Genomic DNA, 20,076 nt, shown 5'->3' on the forward strand with positions numbered 1-20,076 from the left:
AGAGAAAAATGAATGCATATATAGTAGCGGCTTGTCGCAGTGCGGTTGGAAAAGCTAACCGGGGCGGGTTCAGATTTACCCGGCCCGACACACTGGCTGCAGATGTGATTAAACAATTGATTGCCTCGGTGCCCAACATAGATAAAGAACAAATTGATGATGTAATTGTGGGGAATGCCACTCCGGAGGCAGAACAGGGCTTAAACGTAGGGAGGTTGATTTCTCTGATGGCGCTGGATACAGATAAAGTGCCGGGAATGACGGTTAACCGTTACTGCGCTTCGGGCCTGGAAACTATTGCTATTGCTTCATCAAAAATACATAGCGGCATTTCAGATTGCATTATCGCCGGTGGTGTGGAAAGCATGAGCCTGCTCCCGATGGGTGGCTGGCGCATAGTACCTAATGCGGATGTAGCGCTTGCACACCCGGATTACTACTGGGGTATGGGATTAACAGCAGAAGCTGTTGCTAAAGAATACCAGATCAATCGCGACGAGCAGGATGAATTTGCCTATCAATCGCACCAGAAAGCAATAAACGCTATAAAAGAAGGCCGCTTTAAAGATCAGATAGTACCTGTGAGTATAACAGAAACCTACGTAGACGAGAGCGGCAAGAAAAAGAAAAGAGACTTCACGGTAGACACAGACGAAGGTCCGCGTGCAGATACATCGATAGACGCCTTAGCAAAACTAAAACCAGTGTTTGACGCCAAAGGCTGTGTAACAGCCGGCAATTCTTCGCAAACCAGCGACGGCGCGGCGTTTGTGATGGTAGTAAGCGAACGCGTCTTAAAAGAAAATAACCTTACCCCTATTGCACGGCTGGTTAACTACGCTGTGGCAGGCGTACCGCCCCGCATAATGGGCATCGGCCCCATGGTGGCTATTCCTAAGGTATTGAAAATGGCCGGAATGAAGCAGGATGATATCGAGCTGATTGAGCTAAATGAAGCATTTGCTTCGCAATCGCTTGCTATTATCAAAGGGCTGGGCCTCAACCCGGATATTATTAACGTCAATGGCGGGGCAATCGCTCTTGGTCATCCGCTTGGATGTACCGGCGCCAAGCTTTCTGTACAACTTTTTGATGAGTTGAAAAAAAGAGAAAAAAAATACGGCATGGTAACCATGTGTGTAGGGACAGGCCAGGGAGCCGCCGGCATTTTCGAATTATTGTAGATCATAAAATTAAAACATACCAGCGCTATGAGCACAGCAACAGATAAAAAACATTTAAAAGGTGGCGAATTCCTAATTAAGGAAACCAGCGCAGAAGACGTTTTTATTCCCGAGAACTGGGATGAAGAACAATTGATGATTGCACAAACCTGCCAGGATTTTGTAGAACAAAAGGTTGTTCCTGTTCTTAACAGAATTGATGCACAGGAAGAGGGCCTCATGGTCGACCTTATCAATCAGGCCGGCGAGCTGGGCATCCTTAGTGTGTCTATCCCCGAGGAATATGGTGGTTTTGGTAAAGATTTTACCACAGCCATGCTTATCAGTGAAAAAACAGGGCCCGGCGCTTCTTTCTCTGTTGCGGTAATGGCTCACACGGGCATTGGTACGCTGCCTATTTTATACTACGGCAACGCCGACCAAAAGAACAAGTACATCCCCAAATTAGCTACCGGCGAGTGGAAAGGCGCTTATTGTCTTACAGAACCGGGTTCTGGCTCAGATGCTAATTCCGGTAAAACCCGCGCTACACTTTCTGCAGACGGAAAGAATTATATTCTGAACGGCCAGAAGATGTGGATAACCAATGCTGGCTTTGCCGATGTGTTTACTGTTTTTGCGAAGATCGATAATGACGAAAATTTAAGCGCTTTTATCGTAGAAAAAGGTTTCGAAGGACTATCGCTCAACCCGGAAGAACACAAAATGGGCATCAAAGGCAGTTCTACACGCCAGGTATTCTTCAATGATTGTAAAGTGCCTGTAGAAAACCTGCTTTCTGAACGCGGCAATGGTTTCAAAATAGCAGTTAATATCCTTAACCTGGGCCGTATCAAACTTGGCGGCGCAGCGTTGGGTGCAGCTAAGTCTGTGATTACAACCGCTGTTAAATATGCTAATGAGCGCGAGCAATTCGGCCGCCCCATCTCCAAATACGGTGCCATCCGTTACAAGCTGGCAGAGCAGGCCATCAGAACTTATGCTACCGAATCTGCCATGTACCGGGCCAGCCAGAATATTGAGGATGCTACCCACAACCTGATCGAGGGCGGAATGGAAGCTTCAAAGGCAAAACTAAAAGGCACTGAACTTTTTGCAATAGAAGCAGCAATGATTAAAGTTCATGCTTCAGAAGCGCTTGATTACGTGGTTGACGAAGGCGTACAAATCTACGGTGGTATGGGCTACAGCGCCGAAGCGCCTATGGACCGGGCCTATCGCGACAGCCGCATTAACCGCATCTTCGAAGGCACTAACGAGATTAACCGAATGCTGACTGTTGACATGATGCTTAAACGGGCGATGAAAGGCGAACTTGACTTGATGGGGCCTGCCCAAAGCGTAGTATCAGAATTAATGAGCATTCCTGATTTCAATACCGAAGAGGAAGACCTCTTTACCAAAGAAAAGAAATACACGGCTAACTTCAAAAAGGCAGTATTACTTGTTGCAGGCGCAGCGGTTCAGAAACTAATGATGAACCTGGCCAAAGAGCAGGAAGTATTGATGTACCTGGCGGATATGCTGATCGAAACCTACGTAAGCGAATCATTGGTATTACGCGTAGAGAAATTGTCGGGCCAGCGTGGCGCCGAAGCGGTAAAAGACCAGATAGATATGATGCAGGTGTATGTAAGAGATGCCGCAGACCGGATCTTCAAAGCAGGCAAAGAAGCTTTAAATTCTTTTGCCGAAGGTGATGAACGGCGCATGATGATGACCGGGTTGAAAAGGTTTACCAAAACAGAGGACATCAACGCAACTGCTGCGCGCCGAAGCATAGCTGCGAAATTGATTGAAAGCAACAAGTATTGTTTTTAAAAGTCTGAAAAAAATCACCTGCATCCTGCTTTAGAATTTGCTCCTATGATTAATGCGACCAGACTATTTGATTGTATCCGTGTACAGGCAGAGGCGCCTGTAAACAACCTTTTGAATGCCAAACAAAATGGCGAATGGAAAGCATACGGCACCGCGGAAGTGCACGACAAGATCAATCAGCTGGCCGTGTCCTTATTAAGAATGGGGGTTTCTGCACACGACGGCACTACCGAAGGAAGAGATAAAATAGCATTGATTTGCAGCGGCAGACCTGAATGGTTGATTACGGACCTAGCCGTGCAGCAAATCGGGGCAATCCTTGTTCCCTTATATCCCAATACGAGTAATAAAGAGCTGGAGCAAATACTGAATTCAGCAGAGGTAAAGTGCATTTTTATTGGCAATAAAGAGTTATGCAGCAAAATAGCGGAAATAAGTCCTAATGTCCCTTCGTTAAAATGGATCTTCAGCTTCGATCGGGTAGACGGATGTAAGCACTGGGAAGAACTTTTAAATCCCTTTACTACTGAAGAATACCGGCAGTTACAGCAAATCAGCAGCGGGGTAAGGGCAGATCAGGTAAGTACGATTATTTACACATCGGGAACCGCCGGTACACCCAAAGGCGTAATGCTGACCCACGAAAATATTCTGAGTAATGTTAAGGCCTGTACCGAGGTGCTTACCGAAATTCCGCTGCGTGAAAAAAAAGCGTTGAGCTTTTTACCACTCAATCATATTTTCGAGAAAATGTGCACCTATATCTATCTTTTCAACGGCTTTTCAATCTATTATGCCGAAAATATGGATACCATAGGCGCTAACATGAAGGAAGTAAAGCCTTACATATTTACCGCCGTGCCCCGTTTACTCGAGAAGGTATTTGAGCGGATTATGCAAGAGGGGCAGAAACTAAAAGGCATAAAAAAGAAAATATTTTTTACCGCTATTAACCTGGCAGAGCAATATGAAATTAAAACCGGCTGGTGGTATCAAATAAAACTTGCTATTGCCGACATGTTGGTATTTAGTAAATGGCGCCAGGCGATTGGCGGAAATGTAAAGGCAATAATTGTAGGCAGTTCTGCCTGCCCCGTACGTTTAGAAAGAATATTTACCGCCGCTAAAATGACCGTGCTGGAAGGTTATGGACTTACTGAGACGTCACCCGTAATTGCGGTTAACCGTTACTCCAAAAACCAGAGAAAATATGGCACCGTGGGCCCGCTATTAAAAGGCGTGGAAGTTAAAATAGATGGCGATGGTGAAATACTTTGTAAAGGCCCTAACGTTATGCGCGGATATTATAAAGATCCGGCGATGACTGCCCTGGTCTTACAGGATGGATGGTTCCATACAGGTGATATCGGGGAATTAGATCAAGGGTACTTTTTAAAAATCACCGACCGTAAGAAAGAGATATTTAAAACCTCAGGCGGTAAATATGTAGCCCCGCTACCTATTGAAAACCGTATGAAAGAAAGTCTTTTCATAGAACAAATGATGGTCATCGGTGCGGAACGAAAATTTACGGCCGCATTAATTGTACCGTCCTTTACCAACCTTAAATTGTGGTGCCAGCAAAATAAGATCGCTTACCTCAGTAATGAAAGTATTGTAGAGAACCCAATGGTGATAAGCTTTTATCAGTCGATAATCGATTCTTACAATCCTGAATTCAATCACGTAGAACAGGTAAAAAAATTTGTTTTGCTACCTGTTGAATGGACAATTGAAGGTGGTGAGCTTACCCCTACCAGTAAAATGAAAAGGCGCGTAATACTCGAAAAATATAAAGTCGAGATTGAAAAAATATATACCGACGAAACGAACGAGTTTACGGTAATGCACTAATACACCCTTCCACCCATGAAAACTATTCAATTAGAAATCCAGAATAATCTTGCTGTCATCACACTTAACCGGGGCCGTTCAAATCCGATTAATTTAGAAATGGTTGAAGAACTTTCCGGCGCAATAGAAAGTCTGAATAACAATGATGACGCCTTGGGTTTGATTATTTCGGGCAAAGAAGGATTTTTTTCAGCAGGTGTAGATCTGATAGAGGCCTATAATTACAATGAACAGCAAAGCCGGCTTTTTTGGGAAAGCTTCTTACAATTACAATACACCTTCTGCGCTTTTAAAAAACCGGCTATTGCCGCTATTAGTGGCCATTCCCCTGCAGGCGGATGTATCCTGGCGCTGTGCTGCGATTACAGGATCATGGCTAAAGGTAATTTCATGATCGGATTAAATGAAGTACCCGTGGGTATCATTGTTCCTGATGCAGTTTTCCATCTTTATTCCTTCTGGCTGGGTAGGCACAAGGCTTACCAATATTTACTGGAAGGACGGTTATTAAGCGTCGAAGAGGCGCTTCAAAATAACCTGATTGATGAAGCCGTTGAACCGGAGAACCTGCTTTCAGCCGCTCAGCTACAAGCGCGCAAATACATGAGCTACCCTAATGCAGTTTGGCAGCAAAGTAAGCTGAATTTCAGGAAAGAACTTATCGCGAAGCTACAGCACCAGCAAGCAGACGTACTGGAGGAAATGCTGCAACAGTGGTGGTCGCCAGATACCCGGAAAGCACTACAGAAAGTTATAGAAAGTTTTAAACCTCAAAACATAAAGAAACAACAATAACCAATGGAGCTGAATAACACCACCCCTTCTCTGAGCGGTATGTTAAGAGACGATGCTTTAAAAGGTAAAACTGCCATTATCACAGGTGGTGGCACAGGTTTGGGCAAAGCTATGGGCTTCTACTTTTTACAGTTGGGCGCAAACGTAGTAATTACCAGTCGTAAGCTCGATGTGTTAGAGCAAACCGCCGCGGAAATGGCAGCAGCAACCGGTGGTAAAGTATTGCCCCTTGTCTGTGATGTTCGCCGTGCGGATGAGGTAGAAGCCGTATTAACCAGCGCTGTTAAAACATTTGGCAAAATTGATATCCTGGTAAATAATGCGGCAGGCAATTTTATCTCGCCAACAGAGCGGCTTTCCGCAAATGCCTTTTCTACCATTATTGATATCGTATTAAAGGGGTCTGTTAATTTCTCCCTGGCAGCCGGAAAATACTGGATCAAAGAAAACCTCAAAGGCACTATTCTCAATATCGTAACTACTTACGCCTTTACCGGCTCTGCTTATGTTGTTCCTTCTGCCTGTGCTAAGGCAGGCGTACTTGCCCTCACCCGCTCTTTAGCTGTAGAATGGGGGAAATTTAATATACGCACCAACGCCATTGCTCCGGGCCCCTTCCCTACCAAGGGTGCGTGGGAACGCCTATTGCCGGGGACTGTAGCAGAGAATTTTGATTTTAAGAAAAAAGTGCCACTAAGGCGTGTAGGCGAGCCTCAGGAACTTGCCAATCTGGCCGCCTTCCTCGTCTCCGATTTTTCCGGCTTCATTAATGGTGAAGTAGTAACGATTGACGGGGGCGAATGGCTGCAGGGGGCCGGTGAATTTAACGCGCTTGAAGCGATACCAGACTCGCTTTGGGACAACATCGAACAACTAACGCGTTCTGTTAAAGGCAGCTGATCATTATTACAAACTCTATCATGATTTCGCAACTCATTTTCTTTATTCTATTTGCCGCAGCCGTCGCTTTTTTTACGCAGAACGTCCGTAAGATCAGGCGGAATATCTTGCTGGGAAGAGCTATCGACCGTAGTGACCGGCCTGCCGAACGCTGGGCCGTGATGGCCAGGGTCGCTTTAGGGCAAAGTAAAATGACGAAGCGACCGGTGGCCGCCGTGCTGCATATTTTGGTGTACGTCGGCTTTGTGATCATCAATATCGAGGTGATCGAGATCCTGATCGACGGCTTGTTCGGTTCACACCGGGTGTTTGCTTCAGTGCTGGGCGGCTTGTACGGCTTGCTGATCGGCAGCTTCGAGGTGCTGGCCTTACTGGTTTGGCTGGCCTGTGCCGTATTCCTCATTCGCAGGAATGTGCTGAAGTTAAAACGCTTCAGCGGGGTAGAGATGACGGCCTGGCCAAAGTCGGACGCCAATTATATCCTCATCACCGAGATATTGCTGATGTCGGCCTTCCTGCTCATGAACGCTGCCGACTATAAATTGCAGGCCCTGCATTACGGGCATTACATTACCGCAGGAAGTTTCCCGGTAAGTTCGCTGATTGCGCCACTGTTACCTGCCGGTGCAAGTGCATTGGTGATCATTGAAAGGGCATGCTGGTGGTTCCATATTTTAGGCATCCTGGCTTTCCTGAATTACCTGCCTTATTCCAAGCATTTCCACATCATCATGGCCTTTCCCAATACCTGGTATTCCAGGTTACAGCCCAAGGCTGAGTTTAACAATATGGCCTCGGTTACCGCGGAAGTTAAAGCCATGCTCGATCCTTCTTTTACACCGGAAACCCAGCCCGGCAGGTTTGGCGCCAAGGACGTGACCGACCTGACCTGGAAGAACCTGATGGACGCCTACACCTGTACCGAATGCGGCCGCTGCACCAGCGTTTGCCCGGCCAACCAGACCGGTAAGCTGCTTTCGCCAAGAAAGATCATGATGGATACCCGCGACCGGCTGACTGAGGTAGGAAAGAACATCGACCAGCATGGTAAGGATCACGACGACGGGAAAGCGCTGCTGGATAGCTACATCAGTCGCGAAGAATTATGGGCTTGTACCACGTGTAATGCCTGCACAGAGGCTTGCCCGGTGAACATCGATCCGCTGAGTATTATTATAGAAATGCGCAGGTACATCGTCATGGAAGAATCCACTGCGCCGGGCAGCCTGAACAATATGTTCGGTAACGTGGAAAACAACGGCGCCCCCTGGAAGTATAGCAATGCAGACAGGTTTAATTGGGCGAAGTGATGTGCAGATGAGAAAATGTGCAGATGTGCAAATGTGCAGATAAGAAGATGTGCAGATGAGCAGATGAGCAAATGTGTAGGTGTACAAATGAGAAGATGTGCAAATGAGACTAAAAAATGGAAGACCTAAATAAATCCGAAATCGAAAATTCGAAATCCGCAAATAACTCCCTCTCCTTTGGAGAGGGACGGGGAGAGGCTATCGAAGTTCCTACCATGGCAGCAATGGTGGCTGCAGGGAAAGTGCCTGAGCTATTATTCTGGGTAGGTTGCGCCGGTAGTTTTGATGAACGTGCGCAGCGGATCACCCGAAGCATCTGCAAGATTCTACAACATGTAGGCATTAGCTATGCCGTTTTGGGAACTGAAGAAAGCTGTACCGGCGATCCGGCGAAACGGGCAGGGAACGAATTTCTGTTCCAGATGCAGGCCATGACCAATATCGAGCTATTGAATGCTTACGAGGTAAAAAAGATCGTGACGGGATGCCCGCATTGTTTCAATACATTAAAGAACGAGTATCCATCGCTGGGCGGCAACTACGAGGTGATCCACCATACGCAGCTGATCCAGCAGCTGATCGATGAAGGTAAGCTAAAACCGCAGGATGGCCAGCCGTTTAAAGGCCGTAAGATCACCTATCACGATGCCTGTTACCTTGGCAGGGGAAATGAAGTGTACGAAGCGCCGAGGAGCGCGCTGGAAGTATTGGATGCCGACCTGGTAGAAATGAAACGTTGCCGCAGCAATGGTTTATGTTGTGGTGCAGGCGGCGCGCAAATGTTTAAAGAACCCGAGCCCGGAAAGAAAGAGATCAACGTAGAACGGATTGAGGATGCGATTGAAGCGAAAGCCCAGATTGTAGCCAGTGCCTGCCCGTTTTGCATGACCATGCTGCGCGATGGTGTAAAACACCACGAAAAAGAGCAGGAAATACAGGTGCTGGATATTGCCGAAATTACCGCACAAGCAAACGGGTTATAGTTACGGTTTATCTTTAAAAAATAGCAAGGCCTGGCGCAGGCTGTCCAGTTGCTCCGGCTCTACGTTTTTAACCATTTTTCATGTAGCCGCTATTTAAGGGGAATACTACCATTATTGTGAACAACATAGTAAAAATCCAAAGAAGAAACAATAGCGCTTGTAGCCGAAGCCTTTGAATCGGGAGGGAAAAACGCAGAAATAAGATCTGGTATATTAAAGTGGTTGCTCACCACAAAACAAGATGTCACGTCCTGAAAAAAGTTTACACTATTTATTAATAGTCCTTTGTTAGATTTACATACAAATATAAGTCCTGGATAGGGTTTATAATAAACTCAAAATTTATACTATTTTAGTTGGCACAATGGAGTGATTTATCATGATAAAACTAAACCTATTACTATTTTTAATTTTTGTTCTATTCTAAGTTCTTGTTCAAAGAAAACGACAGATGAGCCAAAACCAGAATCTTTAAAGGGCATTGTATTTAAAGCTAATTCTGCCGCAGAATTTAACATGGTAGTTGGTATGGAACGCAAGGATCAGAATGGTCAAATTCACCAATTTGGGAATTATAATACAGGACCTTTATTTACTTCATACACATATACCTATACAGATGTTCAATCAGGTGATTGGGTATCTCTTGGCGCTACCTCTGGAATAAACGCCCATATTACCGCTTCTGTAGTTATTAATGGTAAAAGTTATGAACCTACAATCAACTCGAATTACAATCCGCAAGGGTCTGGACTCTTTTGGACAATCAAAGTACCTTAATTAACTTGCACTTACTTATTATTATTCGCAATTGATGCAATAATAAGCTGGTAATGCAAGTGCTGTAAGCACTCCCGCGGCTTGGATATATCTGTAATATGCTACTTACGGCTGACGCTGGTATACCCTTACGTAGTCAACTTCGAACTTACGGGGAAAGGTGGTTAAAGACGGGTCGCCGCCGTTATCGCCACCTATTGCCAGGTTAAGCAATATATAATGAGGCTGCTTAAAAGGATTAAAACCGCTACCATTGCGGTTAACCAGCTCATTAAGTGCTACGCGGTTCAATAATAAATCGTCCACGTACAAGCTTATCGCACTCTCATCCCAGTCCATCCGCCAAATGTGAAACTTATTTGCCCAATCGGGATCACTAAAGGTGCTGATTTCCTTTTTATTGCTAAACCACTTCGCTTTGTATGGAGTGGCCGTGCCGCAAGCAATATTGGCTAACAGCATATTGCGGTAGTATTCCATAATATCTATTTCCCCGTTAGAAGGCCAGGGCTTGCTATCACCCAGTGTCCAGAAAGCGGGCCACATACCCGGCGAAACGTCAATCCGGGCGCGCATCACAAATCGCCCATATTGCCAGCTATGATGGTTACGCGTATTTATACTTGCCGAAGTATATTCTATCGTACTGCGGTTGATATTCCATTGACTGCTGGTACTGTCATATCCAGGGTTAGGCGAATGCTCCTTCCGCGCCTCTATAATTAACATTCCGTTATGGCATACCGCATTTTGCTGTTGATACCATTGTAACTCGTGGTTACGCACAAAACCTTGTTCAAATTGCCAGTTGGTGCTATCCGGGCTACCCTCCTTATTAAACTCGTCCGCCCATACCAATTGATATCCGTTGTTGGCATTTTTAATTTTATCCTGCGCACTACTTCGCTGATGTAATAGCATTGCTATGCCCGTTGAAAAAACAATTAGTTTAGTTCTTAAGCTCATAAGTTTATTTATTCCGGTTGTCCCTGGCCTTTATTTCTTTGTAGTAGGATTGAAGCAGATAAAAAGCCTTCTTTTTATTTCCCTTATCATCGTATAAGCCTTTGCGGTTCCAGCCCTCCTGGTATAAGGGATTATTACGTTTGGGGGAACGAAAATCGTTAAGTACCCAGGGAGAAATCCCTACAAAATTATCCGGCATGCGTTTCAGCATATCCAATTGCTCTTTATAGTACCACTCCTGGTATTCTTCGCTAAACCGGGTGAGCGAATCGGCGTGAAAACCACCTTTTGCATCAGCCCCGGTTTCACTGATGAACAAAGGCTTGTTATAAGGCGTACTCCAGTTAGCCTTACGGCATTGATCGGGTAAACCTCCGTACCAGCCCAGGTATTCGTTAAACGACACTACATCTACATACTGGCCCAGCGGGTCATCAATAACATTCATGCTCTTTAGTGCCGCGTAATTCACCTCAAGAGCCGCAGAAATCATACGTGTTGAATCCAAACGTTTTGCGGTGGTAATCAGGCTATGCATAAACCGGGTCCGTGTATCGCTAATGGGCGTCTCGTTCCCGACAGACCAGATGATAACACTCGCTTTGTTATGATCGCGGGTGATCATTTCTTTCAGCTGCGCTTTTGCTTTTTGAAGCACCGCTTCATTGCTAAAATTAATGGTCCAGTACACCGGAATTTCAGACCAAACCAATAAGCCCAATGAGTCCGTCATGCGGGTCATGGCTTCGTCATGCGGGTAATGAGCCAGGCGCACCATATTGCAGCCCAGTTCCCGGGCGCGGTTAAGCAATATACGGGCATCCTGAGGCCCTACCGCCCGTCTTACTTCATCAGGAATTTCACCGTGGATACAAATGCCACGCATAAAAATCGGCTTACCGTTTAATAATACCTGCTTCCCGGCAGCTTGTATAGTGCGAAACCCGATTTTATCAACTACTGTATCTGTAGCAGTGGCGATCACAACCCGATACAACTTTGGATTTTCTGGCGACCATAACTGAAGCTTTGGTAAGCTGAAACTTAAGGCTGTTGAGTCATTGGCAGAAACAACCCGTTTCTTGAACTTTAGCTCTGGAATACTGATCACGACAGCCTCTCCATGTTTCCAATTATTCAACTTCACCCAACCTTCTGCCTCCGGACGGGCTGCCGGCGCTTTACCCACCAACGGTTTTTTCAGCTGAAGAAAATAATCCTGTATAAAGGTTTGCGGCTCTTCTACCAATTTCACATCACGGGTAATACCACCATAGTTCCACCAGTCCGTATTTAGCGTAGGCACTTCATCTGCACCGCGCTTGTTATCAACCCTTACCACCAGGAAATTTCCGTTCTCTTTTAATAGCGCTGCTGGTATCTCGAAGTTGAAAGGCGTAAAACCGCCAATATGCATCCCCAGTTTTTTACCGTTCAGGTAAACGTCGGCACGGTAATTTACCGCTCCGAAATAGATAAAGTAACGGCTTGCGGTATTGATTTTCTTAACATCGAATGATTTTTTATACCACAAAGTACCTTCATAATATAAAAATTCCGGCTTTTGATGGTTCCAATCACCCGGCACCTGCAAGGAATATTTATCGGTATAGCCATGCTCTTTTTTTTCTGTCTTGTTACTGGGTACGTCTGTATTCCAATAAGCATCGGGGTTCGATTCCTTTAATTCGGTGTAACGGTAATCATAGAAACCGGTTTCGTAGGGGTCTGCAATGTACTGCCAGCTACCATTTAAAGATACCGATTTGCGCGAGGCAATATTGGTGATCAGGTTATCCTGCGCATAAGCCTGCGTAGTAATGGATATCAATAAAAATGCGTATTTTATGAGTTGCTTCATCTCTTGTCAAAAACTTCAAGTTTCCAGTTATCTAACCAATTAATTTCTATATCATCGCCTTTAAAAACGATGGGCAGCCATAAGTAACGGCCATCAATGGCGTTACGCGGTGCCCACTTATCAGCCATAAATATGAACGCATCTTTTTTACCGGCTACAGGCAACACATAAGTACTTTGACCGCCGAACGTGAGTTCTGATCCTGCCCCTTTACAGGGATTGCCATGATAGGTCCACGGCCCCCAGATAGAAGGTGCAGAAAAACAGCGAGCTGGGTTAGGATCCCAGCCGGTAGTTCCCGAACCGATGAGGTAGTAGACGCCATTGTGTTTAAACAATGCAGGCGCTTCTGTCTGATGGCCGGCATATACACGGGTAAACTTGCCGGTATGCGCCGTATAGTCACTGTTCAGCTCTGCGATATCCAGTGTAAAGTTTTCTTCTGCTGAAAAAATGTGGTAGGCCTTCCCATCGTCGTCAACAAATAAATTCATATCTCTTGCCATCTGGCCGCCCGGCAAATCGCGGCAAAAAAAACCTTCGCTTTTACTCTTCGTATGGGCACAATCTACCTGCTCACTCTCCGGCGTACCTGGCGGATATACAGGCATAAACCCGGCGTTAGGGCGGTAACTCCTGATGAACCGGTATGGGCCCGTAGCTTTATCACTGATAGCCAGTCCGGTTCTTGCTGCCTTATAACCCTGTCCGCGCAGTTCCAGGTGGAACCACATCACATACTTTCCCGTCTTTTTATTGTAAACCACCTTAGGCCTCTCTAAAATACAGCCTTTGGCGATATCGTTTGTCGAATCTGGAGATACAGCTAAAGCAATGCCTTCATCTTTCCAGTTATAGAGATCTTTTGAAGAATAGCAATGTACGCCCACCATAGCCCGGTTACCTGCCGACCCTTCAATCTTATGTTCGCCAAACCAATAATACCTGCCTTTATTGTAAAGTATCCCGCCGCCATGGGCATTGATATGTACCCCGTGATTATCCGTCCATATCGCTCCCGGTGTAAACCGGTCTAACTTCCCGGGTCTATCATTTACAGCCTGGGCTTTTACCACTGCTGACGCACATAGCATCACTAAGGCAAACCAGCTTGCCAGGCGTTTGTATTTTAATAATCCCATTCTTATAATTTCTACTTCCTGATATCTAATGCATGGTCGGCCATAGCATCCTGCCCCGTCCAGATCTTTACTGCGGTCCATGGTTGTGCGGGTGCGCTCCAGAACTCATCCGTCTCTGGTAACCCCAGCGTTACAAAAGCATTGGCACAGATATATAGACTGCCCGTTGTAATATAAAAATCCGCCAACCCGGGCTGTTTTCCGTATAAGCCGATGTTTAGCCATCCTTCTTTGTTAAAAGTTTCCGGGGCACCCAACGTTTTCTTAAGCATGGCGGTAAGGGCGCTTCTTACCTGCGCAGGTTTAAGACTTGCAGGCAATTGCTTTTTGTATGCGATGTTAGCCAGATGATGAAATACGCCGCCGCGATAAACGATAGAGCGCCCGGTAGCCGGGTAACTACCATCTGTATTGATCAACCGCTCGAGTATCTCTGCATAACGCTGGCCAATAAGCAACTCGCGCTCCTGCTCGTGCAAATAAGTTTTCTTTTTGGCGTTCACTTCTTCCAGTATTGTCATCAGGTTGGGGTGAATGACGATGCTGTTATAGTAATCGTAATGGAATGCCATCCCATCTGCATACATCCCGTCGCCTACGTACCAGTGCTGCGTAAATTCACGTATACCAAATTCTACCCTGACTGGATCATACCCCAGATCATACTTGCAGAAGAAAGCCTCGATCATGCCGGTGAACAATATCCAGTTAGAATAAACAGGAACCGTACTACGCGTTGCTTTCAATGCTTCCACCACCTGCTTTTTTACATTTTCATCCAGGTGCTCCCATAACCACGGGCACCTGATAAGTGCAAAAGCAACATAAGAAGCATCAACCAGCGGCTGGCCACCATTCCATTGCAGGTAATCTTTCGCCTGCGGGTTAACTGCATTTGTAATGGCTTTTAACGCCCACTGCCGGTATTGATCGCGGAGTTTCACTTCTTCCGGGTTGCCACCTTCCAGTTGCAGCCACGGGGAAATGCCGCTAAGGGTACGACCAAAAGCTTCCAGGTAACCTACTTTAGACCGGCTTTCTTTGTTATCAATCCGGTCTGAAAGTTCCATCGGCATTTTCTCTTTCAACTGATCGGCAGCCAGGTTGGCCAAAACCGGGCGCGCTACTTTATCCATATAGCTAAGCCAGACCTTGCGGTCAGAAAGTACCGTCGTATTTTTTTTCTGCGCCTTCACTACAAACGTCAGGCAAATTGCGGCCGCGATCAAAAGCGTTCTTTTCATCAGCTTTTATTTAGCAACTTTTATTTTAACCGGCTTTACCTTTTCAAAAACATTTACAGGCAAAATCCGGCCATCGGCATCAAACCGCATAGGCGAAATACAGGTTTCACGGTTGTAACCGTTACCGTCCGGAATTTTAAACCGGTGGTAAGCAATAAACCACTGATCTGTACCCGGAACCTGCACTACCGAATGGTGTCCTGCACCTTTTACTACGCCTTTTCCTTTTAATACCGGCGGCCCTTGCGCTTTTACAAAAGGCCCCAGCGGAGATCTGGAAGTAGCATAAGCAACAGAGTATCGCGGATCGCGGGTATCATATTCAGACCACATCAGGTAATAGATCCCTTTTCTTTTGATCACGAACGGGCCTTCATTATACCCCTCCGGCCTGAACGACATGATCTTACTGGTATCGCAGCTAATCATATCATCGTTAAGCTTTACCACGTTACAATTACCCTGGCCAAAGTACAGGTAAGCAGCGCCATCGTCGTCTACAAAAACCATTGGGTCTATCATCTGCCCCTTACGGCTTCCTCTTTTGATAAGTGGTTTACCCAGCGGATCTTTAAACGGGCCGGTCGGCTTATCGGCCACGGCTACACCAATATTTACATCAGCTGAATAGTAATAGTAGTATTTATTGTTCTTAACAGCGATTGCCGGAGCCCAGGCGCGCGCTTTAGCCCAAGTTAAATCTGAAGGGAGATCGAAAATAACGCCCTCATTTTTCCATTTAACCAAATCTGGCGATGACCAGCAGGTGAAAGAGGTAGACATCCATCCTTCCGTACCATCTGTTGTGGGATAGATATAAAACTTATTCCCTATTGCGGCAATGTGCGGATCTGCATATACCCCTGGCAATACCGGTGGTGGTGCATGCAGGGTGTCGGCAGGTTGTGCATAAACGATGGTGGACAAAATGCTTAGCACCAACATGGTGCTGTAAGCAGCAAGGAGATGTATTCTTTTCTTCATGGTTTTTCGTTGATTCTTTTATACCTTCCCAAGGCTTCGATGAAATAATAATCAGCGTAAGTTAAGGGTACGTCTATCTCGGTATGCCCGGGCAAACTACCTACACTATGTTGCAGAATGAAGCCGCCATTGGCACCGGGTTTAGCCAAATACTTTTCTGACGATAAGTTCCTGATAATGGTTTCGGCAGTCTGAAAATAGCGTTGCCCATTCTGATGATCGTAATGGCAAAGTTCTAAAAAGGCAGAGGCCATCACTGCGGCAGCGGAAGCATCACGCAAGGCGTTGGGAATATCCGGCGCATTGTAATCCCAATACGGTATCTTATCAGCGGGCAGGTTCGGATTATTCAGGATGAAGCTGGCGATATGTGTGGCCTGGTCAAGATATTTCTTATCCCCGGTTTCGCGGTACATCACCGTGTAACCGTAAAGCCCCCAGGCCTGCCCCCTGGCCCAGGCCGACTCGTCTGCATAACCTTGCGCGGTACGTTTTTGCTGTACGGCTCCGGTCTGTGCGTTATAGTTCAGTACGTGATACGAACTATAATCGGGCCGGAAATGATTTTTCATAGTGGTATTTGCGTGGGTGACGGCGATCTTATAAAAACTGGAATCACCGGTTTCCTTTGTAGCCCAGAACAGCAGTTCGAGGTTCATCATATTATCAATGATCACCAGGTATTCATCCGGCTTTTTAGAATCCCACGATTTAATACACCCTACCGTAGGGTTAAACCGGGTTGACAGCGATTTTGCACTATTGACCAGGATTTGCTTGTATGCTGCTTTGGGTGCTGTATTTAACGCATTGCCAAAGCTGCAATACATCATAAATCCAAGGTCGTGAGTGCCCTTGTTATATTGTTCTTTGGTAAGCACATCCAGCATGCGGTTGGCTTCGGTAAGTAAAGCAGCATTGTGTGATTGCTGATAAAGATACAACAGCGTACCGGGGTAAAAACCGCTGCACCACCAGTCAGATCCGCTGGTTTCGAACTTTCCTGTTTGCGGGTAATACGTTTTCGGAAACCTGTCTGGTGTGGAACCAAGCTCGTTCATCATGAACTGATATTGGCCAACGGCAGTTTTATAGTCGTTATCAATTGTTTTCAGTAGTTTTTTATCCTGCCTGAAACCTGTTTGCTGTGCGTAGCCCGTACCGCACAAAAAAAGGCCTGCGGCAAGGCAACTGATTATTAGCTTCTTCAATCTCATTTATAATATTCTTGTTTATCTAAGGTTTCCACTCTATTACCTGTACCTGCTGCGGCGCAATGTCTGCTTTACCTTCCGCATCCATCTGAACTGTTTTTTCGACAAACAAATCCAGCTTATGCTGTGCTTTCCATAGCTCGGTATCATAAGTAGGTTCCCACGAGCCTACGGTTTCCGCACTAAGATCGGTGACCTTCCAGCTACCTTGCTCCAAATCTCTATTCACAGCGATTGATACTTTACTACCCCTTTCTAGATCACGGAAGACGAGTGCGGCTGCCTGTTTTTTACCTTGCTTCCACGCCAAAATCTGCGGTCTGGAAATGGGGATACTTTTAGTACCTGCCCCGCTCAGGCTAAAACCGGTTTTCCTGAACCCGAGGCTTGCAGATTGCCACTGTCCGTTAGTGTTATAAATAAGGTGGTATTGCGGAACAGCATCGCCCGTACCACGCCAATAAGTGGCAATATAAGGATGCCCGTTTTCGTCTGCAAACATGGCTGTCTGATTAATTAGCTCACTGTTTTGTGGTATATGACAGGCGTATTCGGCAGTAGACTGCGTAATAGGTAACATATAGATCTCGCCGGTTGATTTCTTCCAGGTGATACCCCCATCATCAGATTTTGCATAACACATATCATGATTACTGGCCACGTCCGGAGATTCGCGCCATACCCAAGACAGATGCAGCGTTCCTTTCACATCTATCGTGATTTGCCAGTAAGCATTGCGTTTGCCTTCGCCATCGATGAGGTTATGCTGAACATGCCGCCATGTTTTTGTCTTTACATCATACCTGTTAAGTACTAAATTGCCATTGCCAGATGCGCCGTCCCTGTAAAAGAACAACAGGTCGCCAGAAGGCAGCTTATAAAATTCCGGATAAGTGATCTTATTCTCCCGGTCACTGGTCATGGATAACTTATCCGTAAGCTGTAAGCTTCCCGGGCGTACGCTGCGGCAATAATTAAGCGGCTGGTTGTGGTGCCCCCAGCTTACATGCAGGTAACCATCGCCGTCGGCGATAATAGAGATGCTTTTATGGGCGTCAGTAGCATCGCCTTTAAAGGCAGTGCGATGAGTTTGCCATGTGGTTGTACCCAGTGTACGGCTTGCTAGTACCACATACTGCTCTGCATCGTAATAAGCGGCGTATTGGATATTTTTAAAAGTAACTAACGAATTTTTACGGAATACAACCGTATTTACAGAATTATTTGCCCAGCCATCTGAGGCGATCACACTGCTCTGAGCAAACAAGCCTGCCGGCCATAAAAGTGCCACAAGCATTAGTTTATAAACACTATTCCTTCCCTGCTTCCCGATAGGTAAATGCATTCTATAACATCTTTTAAATGAAGCAGCAGCTAACAAGTAGCTGCTGCTTAAAATTATTAATTATACCCAGGATTTTGCTCCAGCGGGGCATCTTTATTCAACTGAATTTCTGTTAAAGGAATAGGCAATAACAGATTTTTAGTGGTAAGGCCGGTTATCGGTTTAGCAGCGTCATTAGCGTTAAGGCGTAATGCGCGGTCAACCAGTGTACCTGTACGCATCAGCGTCATCCGTCTGTTTTCTTCACCTATCAGTTCGCGTGCCCGCTCATCCAATATGGCATCCATAGTTACTTCGCCCGCAGTTATCAATGGCGCATTGGCACGTGCCCTAAGCACATTGATGGAAGCTGCTGCATCTGACGTTTTACCTTGTTTAAACTGTGCTTCGGCTAAAAGCAGGTAAGTTTCGCCCAAACGCATCATGATAAAATCCTTGATCATGGCATAACCAAAGGTATCGTTCGGATCAAAAGCGCCCCATTTGGTAATCATCGGACAAATACGGAAAAGCGTATCTGCACCGGTATATGGCACCTGTTTACCCAGTAAAGCAGGATAATTAGGATCATTGTAATAAAAGCGACGGCGAAGGCTGTACTGTGAATTTCGGATATCGTTACCCTTGTAAAGACTATAAATAACCCAGTTGCTGATACGCAAACGTGCGATGCTTCGGCCACCAAGACTATCCGCAAGAGCCATCCCCGGAATCTGATAATAAGCAGATCCCCAAACACGGCGTTGCTGCGCATTATCCACATTACCACCCACTACTGTATTTGGATTTTCCTGCTCCAGCACCCAAATAGCTTCGGTGTTGCCTTGCGAACGACGCTGATTACCGTAGACAAACATATCAGAATAATAATCACCGGCGCCGCTTGTCCGTACACCGTAGCGGGATTTAATTAAGCTAAACTTACCGCTGTTGATCACCTGCTGTGCCTGCTGCTCTGCTAAGTCATTTTTACCCATGCGCAGATAAACCTCGGCAAGTAACTGCATAGCCATGTACTTATTAGCGCGACTAACAGGTTTGCCTTGTATGTTCACATTCTTGTTTCCCGCGTTCAGGTCGTACCCGTTGGCTGCTGAAAAAGTAAGATCGCTGACGATCTGGTTATTAACAGCATCTAAAGAAGCGCGGGTAAAATCAAACTTAGGCCCTGTTACCGTATGCAGGATCAGCGGTACCTTGCCAAATAAGGTGGCCAGGGTGTTATAAGCATAGCCCCTGAAAAACTTAGCTTCTGCTTCGGCCTGCTTTTTACCTACCGGGCCAATTTTAGTAAGCGAAGGGTTTTGTGCGGCGTCGATAATAATATTACAGTTGTTGATGATACTGTAGTAGCGGCTCCAGGCAAATGAAGCGGCAGGATCTGTCGAGGTAAGCTGCGCATAATTATAATAGGGCACCTCTACCCCCTGCTGGTTGGCAGTTGCATTGGCAACATCAGTTCCAACCTGCCATACGCTGGGCCATCCCTGCTGGTCTGCCCAGGTTAGTATCCCGGTTTGACGCTGGTAAAGGCCAATTAGTTCTGCTTCGAAACCAAGCGAGTCTGTTAAGGTTACCGGCGCATAAGAAGAGTATGGTTTTTCATCTAAATAACTTTTCTTGCATGCAGTTAACGTTGCAGCAACCATACTTATAGTTCCTAATATCAAATATATCTTTTTCATGTGGTCGT

General features: G+C 46.0%; 16 protein-coding genes. 8 read left to right on the forward strand and 8 right to left on the reverse strand.

Going from position 1 to position 20,076, the window contains the following annotated elements:
- Positions 1 to 8: 8 nt before the first annotated feature.
- The 8 genes from MUY27_RS05300 to MUY27_RS05335 all read left to right on the forward strand — a co-directional run bounded on the left by MUY27_RS05300 (position 9) and on the right by MUY27_RS05335 (position 9,627).
- Positions 9 to 1,184, forward strand: coding sequence for an acetyl-CoA C-acyltransferase (locus tag MUY27_RS05300; protein ID WP_245128946.1), 1,176 nt, complete (start codon positions 9 to 11; stop codon positions 1,182 to 1,184).
- A 27-nt stretch (positions 1,185 to 1,211) separates the two neighbouring features.
- On the forward strand, positions 1,212 to 3,005 hold the full coding sequence (locus tag MUY27_RS05305) for an acyl-CoA dehydrogenase family protein (protein WP_245128947.1): 1,794 nt from the start codon (positions 1,212 to 1,214) through the stop codon (positions 3,003 to 3,005).
- A gap of 45 nt (positions 3,006 to 3,050) precedes the next feature.
- Positions 3,051 to 4,859 carry an AMP-dependent synthetase/ligase gene (locus MUY27_RS05310; protein ID WP_245128948.1) on the forward strand — a complete coding sequence of 603 codons (1,809 nt, stop codon included), beginning with the start codon at positions 3,051 to 3,053 and terminating at the stop codon, positions 4,857 to 4,859.
- A 15-nt stretch (positions 4,860 to 4,874) separates the two neighbouring features.
- Positions 4,875 to 5,654, forward strand: coding sequence for an enoyl-CoA hydratase/isomerase family protein (locus tag MUY27_RS05315; protein WP_245128949.1), 780 nt, complete (start codon positions 4,875 to 4,877; stop codon positions 5,652 to 5,654).
- Positions 5,655 to 5,657: 3 nt separating this feature from the next.
- Positions 5,658 to 6,554, forward strand: a complete 897-nt coding sequence (locus tag MUY27_RS05320; RefSeq protein ID WP_245128950.1) for an SDR family oxidoreductase — start codon at positions 5,658 to 5,660, stop codon at positions 6,552 to 6,554.
- Between the two features lie 20 nt (positions 6,555 to 6,574).
- The gene (locus MUY27_RS05325; RefSeq protein WP_245128951.1) at positions 6,575 to 7,864 is read left to right on the forward strand and encodes a 4Fe-4S dicluster domain-containing protein; all 1,290 of its coding nucleotides are present in this window, start codon (positions 6,575 to 6,577) and stop codon (positions 7,862 to 7,864) included.
- 215 nt (positions 7,865 to 8,079) lie between these two features.
- On the forward strand, positions 8,080 to 8,847 hold the full coding sequence (locus MUY27_RS05330; RefSeq protein WP_245128644.1) for a (Fe-S)-binding protein: 768 nt from the start codon (positions 8,080 to 8,082) through the stop codon (positions 8,845 to 8,847).
- A gap of 369 nt (positions 8,848 to 9,216) precedes the next feature.
- The gene (locus tag MUY27_RS05335) at positions 9,217 to 9,627 is read left to right on the forward strand and encodes a hypothetical protein (RefSeq protein WP_245128952.1); all 411 of its coding nucleotides are present in this window, start codon (positions 9,217 to 9,219) and stop codon (positions 9,625 to 9,627) included.
- Between the two features lie 105 nt (positions 9,628 to 9,732).
- Here the strand turns inward: MUY27_RS05335 and MUY27_RS05340 are convergent, their stop codons facing one another.
- The 8 genes from MUY27_RS05340 to MUY27_RS05375 form a co-directional block, all read right to left on the reverse strand.
- Entirely contained in the window at positions 9,733 to 10,548 is an 816-nt protein-coding gene (locus MUY27_RS05340) for a glycoside hydrolase family 16 protein (protein ID WP_245128953.1), read from the reverse strand.
- A 49-nt stretch (positions 10,549 to 10,597) separates the two neighbouring features.
- Positions 10,598 to 12,454 carry a glycoside hydrolase family 2 protein gene (locus MUY27_RS05345; protein ID WP_245128954.1) on the reverse strand — a complete coding sequence of 619 codons (1,857 nt, stop codon included), beginning with the start codon at positions 12,452 to 12,454 and terminating at the stop codon, positions 10,598 to 10,600.
- On the reverse strand, positions 12,451 to 13,677 hold the full coding sequence (locus MUY27_RS05350; RefSeq protein ID WP_245128955.1) for a glycoside hydrolase family 43 protein: 1,227 nt from the start codon (positions 13,675 to 13,677) through the stop codon (positions 12,451 to 12,453). Before MUY27_RS05350 ends, MUY27_RS05345 begins: the two co-directional genes overlap by 4 nt.
- Positions 13,608 to 14,840 (reverse strand): DUF2264 domain-containing protein, encoded by a 1,233-nt coding sequence (locus tag MUY27_RS05355; RefSeq protein WP_245128956.1) that lies wholly within the window; start codon positions 14,838 to 14,840, stop codon positions 13,608 to 13,610. The genes MUY27_RS05350 and MUY27_RS05355 overlap by 70 nt, the downstream gene beginning before the upstream one ends.
- 6 nt (positions 14,841 to 14,846) lie before the next feature.
- On the reverse strand, positions 14,847 to 15,824 hold the full coding sequence (locus tag MUY27_RS05360; protein ID WP_245128957.1) for a family 43 glycosylhydrolase: 978 nt from the start codon (positions 15,822 to 15,824) through the stop codon (positions 14,847 to 14,849).
- Positions 15,821 to 17,041, reverse strand: coding sequence for a hypothetical protein (locus tag MUY27_RS05365; protein WP_420846900.1), 1,221 nt, complete (start codon positions 17,039 to 17,041; stop codon positions 15,821 to 15,823). The genes MUY27_RS05360 and MUY27_RS05365 overlap by 4 nt, the downstream gene beginning before the upstream one ends.
- Before the next feature lie 19 nt (positions 17,042 to 17,060).
- A complete protein-coding gene (locus MUY27_RS05370; RefSeq protein WP_245128959.1) occupies positions 17,061 to 18,335 on the reverse strand; it encodes a BNR repeat-containing protein in 1,275 nt (424 codons plus the stop codon).
- Positions 18,336 to 18,439: 104 nt separating this feature from the next.
- Positions 18,440 to 20,068: a RagB/SusD family nutrient uptake outer membrane protein gene (locus MUY27_RS05375; RefSeq protein ID WP_245128960.1), complete on the reverse strand. Its 1,629-nt coding sequence runs from the start codon at positions 20,066 to 20,068 to the stop codon at positions 18,440 to 18,442.
- Between the last annotated feature and the right edge of the window lie 8 nt (positions 20,069 to 20,076).

The organism is Mucilaginibacter straminoryzae, assembly GCF_022953055.1.
Classification (GTDB): domain Bacteria; phylum Bacteroidota; class Bacteroidia; order Sphingobacteriales; family Sphingobacteriaceae; genus Mucilaginibacter; species Mucilaginibacter straminoryzae.